A 5,540-nucleotide genomic window follows, 5' to 3' on the forward strand; every position below is an offset into this window, starting at 1 on the left:
TCCCGTTTGTGTCTCCAACCAAAACCGGTTATTTATGCACTATCCCCCCCCCCGCCCCCCCCCCCCCCGGGCCCCCCCGGTCGGGGGGGTCACACCGGGGGGGCCTGGGGGTCGGGAACGCTTGGGGAGAGATGCACCGCTGCTGTAGAGGGGCAACCCGATACGGTAAGTGCGCCCGTAGAACCAAGAACAAGAATCCCCTGCCTTTAGGTAGGGGAGTATGTCAAGGACTTCCCATTCCACGGCTGCTGGGAATGACCCTACCCGGGGCAGTCGGATCCCTGGCAGGTTAGGCCTGAGTAGGTTGGGTGTTGCCCGATCTCACGCCAAAGGGTTGGCACTCAAGGGGGGGACGCGGGCAGAAGCTTATTAGAACTGACTTGCAATAACCCAGAAAGCCTGTTATTCTGGCAGCTACGTCTTTATTGAATCTAAGTCTCAACAAGCTGGAAAGCTTGGCGGGGTTGGGCTCGCTGCTCTGGCGAGCCGGTCGGAGCTGTCTTGCGGCTCTCCCCCTCTCAAAAGTCCTGAGGTTTGCGATGTTGGCCAATCAAGGGCGTCTGTCATCAGGAGTTGACTCGGAGACACGCTGGGGGCAGGCCAGGCGGATCCTCTCGCCGGTCGGCTTGGCGGTTTTGCTACTGAGTGTCATCCTCTTGCTGCTTTGGATCTCGATTGCCTTGGGATCCGTTCCCATGACTTTTGCGGAGCTGTGGCAGGCCCTGTGGGGGCAAGGGGATCCAGTCCGGCAGACCATTGTCTGGCAGTTGCGGCTGCCGCGGGCACTTTTGGCCCAGTTGCTGGGGGCGGCCTTGGGGATGGCGGGGGCCCTGCTGCAGGGGATGTTGGGCAATGGGCTGGCGGATCCCTACCTGCTGGGCATCTCGGCGGGGGCGGGCCTGGCGGCGGTGGGGCTGCTCACCTGGGGGGAGTGGACGGCTTGGGTGCCCTTGGCGGCTTGGGTGGGCGGGGTGCTGACCACGGTGTTGGTGTATGGCCTGGCGCGCACCCGCTCCGGGCTGGCGGTGGAGCGGCTGATCTTGGCGGGGGTGGCCGTCAGCGCGCTCTTTGGGGCCATTAGCTCCACCTTGTTGTTGATGGCCGATGAGCGGGTGCAGGTGGCCCTGACGTGGTTGATCGGCAGCCTGAGCGGGCGGGGCTGGCCGGAGGTGCGGGTGGCCGGGGTGTACATCCTGGTCGGGCTGGGGCTGGGCTGGGCGCAGGCGCGGGCTTTGAACCTGCTGGGCCTGGGAGAAGAGATGGCGGTGAGCTTGGGGATCCCGTTGGCGCGGACGCGGGTGGCCATCGGCCTGGTGGCAGCTTTGTTGGCGGCGGCAGCCGTCAGCGTGGGGGGGTTGATCGGCTTTGTGGGGTTGGTGGTGCCCCACATGGTGCGCCAGGGGGTGGGATCCGATTACCGCTGGCTGTTGCCCCTTTCTGCCTTGGCAGGGGCGACCCTGCTGAGCGGCGCCGATATCCTGAGCCGTTTGGGCCCGATAGAGCTGCCGGTGGGGATTGTCACCGCTGTGATGGGGGCTCCCTTTTTCGGCTGGCTGCTGTGGCAGCAGGGGGCAGGGCGATGAGAGAGCCCATCCTGCAGGTCGAGGATTTGAGCGGGGGCTACGGATCCCGGACGGTGGTGCGACAAGTGAGCTTCAGCGTGCAACAGGGGGAATGGCTGAGCATTGTCGGCCCCAATGGTTCCGGCAAATCGACGGTGCTGCGACTGTTGAGTCGGGTTCTGATTCCCCAAGCTGGGCGCGTGTACTTGGGCGGTCGGGATCTGCACGCTCAACTCACTCCAAAGCAGGTGGCCCGGCAGTTGGCTCTTTTGCCCCAGCAGCCGAGGATCCCGGCAGGGCTGACGGTGCGGCAATTGGTGAGTCTGGGGCGTTCTCCCCACCAGCCCTGGTGGGCGTGGCAGTTGACGCCAGCGGATCGGCAGCGGGTGGAGTGGGCTCTGGAGCAGACGGGACTGGGATCCCTGGCGCTGCGGCGGGTGGAAACCCTTTCGGGGGGCGAGCGGCAACGGGCTTTTCTGGCGTTGGCTTTGGTGCAGGAGCCGCAGGTGTTGCTGTTGGATGAGCCCACCACCTTTTTGGATCTGCGCCACCAACTGGAGCTGCTGGAGCTGTTGCAACGGCTGAAGCAGGAGCAGGGCCTGACGGTAGTTACGGTGCTGCACGACCTGAATTTGGCCATTCGCTACAGCGAGCAGATTGCCTTGCTGGGATCCGGCCAGATGCAGGCCCTGGGGTCTCCCTTGGCGGTGTTGACCCCCAGCCGGGTGCGACAGGTGTTTGGCCTGGAGGTGGAGTGGATGCCAACGCCGGTGGGGCCGCAGCTTTGCCCCCTGCGCAGCGCAGACCCAGCAAGGCCCCTCTGGCTGGGAGGAAAGGGTGTTGAGGCGAAGGTTTGACTTGGTTTTTTGTGGGTTTTTGGGAGAGTGAAACGTTATGCGAGTAACCGGTTGGGGCTGGAAGGCGGTGAGCTTGGGGCTGGGCCTGGGGCTGAGTTGGGGATCCCTGGCCCAGGCGCAACCCGCGGCTCGGATCCCTGAGACTCCTTTGCTGGCCCAGGCCACCCCTCGGGGAGCCACCACCATCCAGGAGCAGATTCGCGAGCTAGAAGCCCAGATCGAAGCTGCCCGCCGGCGGGGGGATCAGGCGGAGGTGGAGCGGCTGCAAGCGGATCTGCAAGTGCTGCGGCAGGGCACCCCCGTCTTCAACCTGCAGCAGGTTACGGTCACCGGCACCCGCACCGAGCGCACCCTGGCCGACTCCCCGGCCACCATCACCGTCATCGACCGGGAGCGCCTGCGGCAGGAGCTTATCCAGAACATCCAGGATCTGGTGCGCTACGAGCCGGGGGTGAGCGTGCGGCGAAATGTCCGCTATGGCCTGCAGGACTTCAACATCCGCGGCCTCGACGCCAACCGGGTGCTGATCCAGGTGGACGGGATCCGCCAGCCGGAGCGATTTTCCTTCGGCCCCTTCACCATTGGCCGGGATACCTTTGAGCTGGAGGCCTTGAAAACTGTAGAAATTATCCGCGGCCCCGCCTCCACCCTCTACGGCAGCGACGCGCTGGGGGGTGTGGTGACCTACACCACCCTGGATCCAGCCGATCTGCTGGGGGAACGGGACAGCCATGTGGGCCTGTCCAGCCAGTACGACAGCAAAAACCAAGGGTACGTCAACACCCTCAGCTTGGCGGGTCGGCAGGATAACTTAGAGGCCCTGCTCATCTACACTCGCCGCGACGCCAGAGAGCCGGATATTAAAGCGGATCCCAGTTTCAAGGATCGGCAGACGGTGGAGGGAGACAATGTTCTGGCCAAGCTGGTTTACCGCTTCAGCCCCTTGGAAAGCCTCACCCTGACCGGCGAGTACTTCAACAGCCGCACCACCACCACGTTCTCGCGGCGCAACCTGGATCCCGGCATCAGCTTATTTAGGGAAACCATCGACACCGAGCGCAGCCGCCTCAGTTTGGAGTATCGCTACGCCAACCCTGAGAATCCCGCTTTTGAGTTGGCCACCGCCCAGATTTACTACCAGCCCGCCCGCACCCGCGAGCCCAGCGTGGAAGAGCGCACCATCACCGTGCAGGGCCGACCCGTACCTGTGCGGCGAGATACCTTCAACGAGCTGGTCAGCAACATTTTAGGAGCCAGCCTGCAGGCCCAAAGCCGCTTCCAAACCGGGGATCTCTCCCACCGCCTGGTGTATGGCATGGAGATTTCCACCACCCGCAACGAACGACCCCGCAACCGTTTTCAGACCAACCTGCAAACCGGAGCGGTAACCCAAAACATTCCCCCAGACACCTTTCCCACCAAAGATTTTCCCGACTCGGACACCGTCCGTTTTGGGCTGTATGTGCAGGATGAGATCGATTTCGGCGGCGGCAACTTGACGTTGATCCCCGGCATCCGCTACGACACCTACAACCTCACCCCCAGTCCCGATGAAGCTTTCCTCAAAAGTGGGTCAGAAGCGGCCAGCCTCTTTGCCGATGCCGTTTCCCCCAAGCTGGGCCTGGTGTGGAGGATAAACCCCAACCTTACCTTTACGGCCCAGTACAACACCGGCTTTCGGGCCCCCCAATACAACGAGATCAACAGCGGCTTCACCAACTTGGTCAGCCCCTTCTTTCGCTATCGCACCCTCTCCAACCCCGACTTGCGCCCGGAAACCAGCCAGGGTTTTGAAGTGGGTTTGCGAGGGATCTACCCGCAGGCCAGCTTCAGTTTGGCCGCCTACTACAACACCTACAACGACTTTATCGAGGCGTTCCGGCGGGTGGGATCTGAGCCCTCGCCCCCCGGCCCCCCCGGCAGCCCGCCGCCCCCGCCGGTCATCCTCTTCCAGAGCCAAAACGTCAGCCGCGCCCGCATCTACGGCGTGGAAGCGACAGGGCAATATTTCTTCAGCCCCGACCTAACCGGCTGGAGCCTAAACGGCAGCTTTGCCTGGGCGGTGGGGGACAATCTTACAGAAAACAAGCCCCTGCTTTCGATTGAGCCGCTGACGGCGGTGCTGGGGCTGCACTACGACGATCCCAGCCAGGTGTGGGGGGCGAGGCTGGTGGCCACGCTGGTGGCGGATCCGCGGGATCCGCAGCGGGAGGTGGTGCAAACCAACCCCAACGCTCCCCCGCAGATTCCCTTTGTGCCCAGCGGCTATACGGTGGTGGATCTGCTGGGCTACTACAACCTGGACGACAACTGGCAGCTCAATTTCGGGGTGTTCAACCTCTTCGACGAGAAGTATTTTCTCTACTCCGAGACCCGCACCCTCTTTGTCGGCCCTGAGGTGGAGCGGCGGGCCCAGCCGGGGCGCCATGTGGCCCTCAGCTTCTCCAGCCGCTTCTAGGACTCCCCGCCAGCCGTGCCCATCGAGATAGCCCCGAGCCATGCTCGCCGAACCCCCCACTCACACCAACCGGGGATCCGCTTCTTCGGGGAGGGGATCCCACCCTCGGCTTTTGTGGCGCCTGCAGATGGGGTATTGGCAGCAGGCAGGCATGGCCTACGGGGTGGGTCTGGCCTGGCTGGAGCTGGGGCTGTGGGCAATGGGGCGGCGCCAAAGATCTGGAGGACTGCGTTGGATCGGCTGGGGGGAGAAGCTACTTAGGGAGGCGCTGCTGGCGGGCTATTGCTCCCTTGCCCTCTCAGTTGCCTGCGCCTCGCTGGAGGATCTCCCTGAGTTGCCTGGGCAAAGTCGGGAGCCCCGCCCGCTGCGCTGGGAGACTTTGCTCTCGCTGCTTCTGCATCTGCTGGGGCTGCTGGGATGGGTTGGGTGGGGATTTCGACCTCTGCTGGAGCCCGAAGTGCGGATCCCGGTCACGCTGTGGCTGGAGGATCCGCTGCCGCCGCAGCTTGCGGCAGAGGCAGATTCGGCCTTGCCCAAGCCGGCAGGGGAGCCGAGCGACCCGGCCCCGGAATCACCTCCCGCGGATAACCCACCCCCACCGGCTCCTGCGCCTCAGGAGAGAGTAGAGGCCCCGGCCCGTACCAAGTGGGAGCGGGCGTTTCC

Annotated in this window: 3 protein-coding genes and 1 pseudogene; all 4 read left to right on the plus strand. The window is 64.1% G+C overall.

Features of this window, described 5'->3' with window-relative positions; genetic code table 11:
* Positions 1-539 precede the first annotated feature (539 nt).
* Entirely contained in the window at positions 540-1,583 is a 1,044-nt protein-coding gene (locus NW848_RS11100; protein WP_414508321.1) for a FecCD family ABC transporter permease, read from the plus strand.
* Positions 1,580-2,419: an ABC transporter ATP-binding protein gene (locus NW848_RS11105; protein ID WP_414508320.1), complete on the plus strand. Its 840-nt coding sequence runs from the start codon at positions 1,580-1,582 to the stop codon at positions 2,417-2,419. Before NW848_RS11100 ends, NW848_RS11105 begins: the two co-directional genes overlap by 4 nt.
* 37 nt (positions 2,420-2,456) lie before the next feature.
* The gene (locus NW848_RS11110) at positions 2,457-4,877 is read left to right on the plus strand and encodes a TonB-dependent hemoglobin/transferrin/lactoferrin family receptor (RefSeq protein ID WP_414508319.1); all 2,421 of its coding nucleotides are present in this window, start codon (positions 2,457-2,459) and stop codon (positions 4,875-4,877) included.
* Between the two features lie 40 nt (positions 4,878-4,917).
* Positions 4,918-5,540 (plus strand): annotated as a pseudogene (locus NW848_RS11115) (energy transducer TonB); the annotation flags it as partial.

It is taken from the genome of Synechococcus sp. RC10A2 (assembly GCF_047502605.1).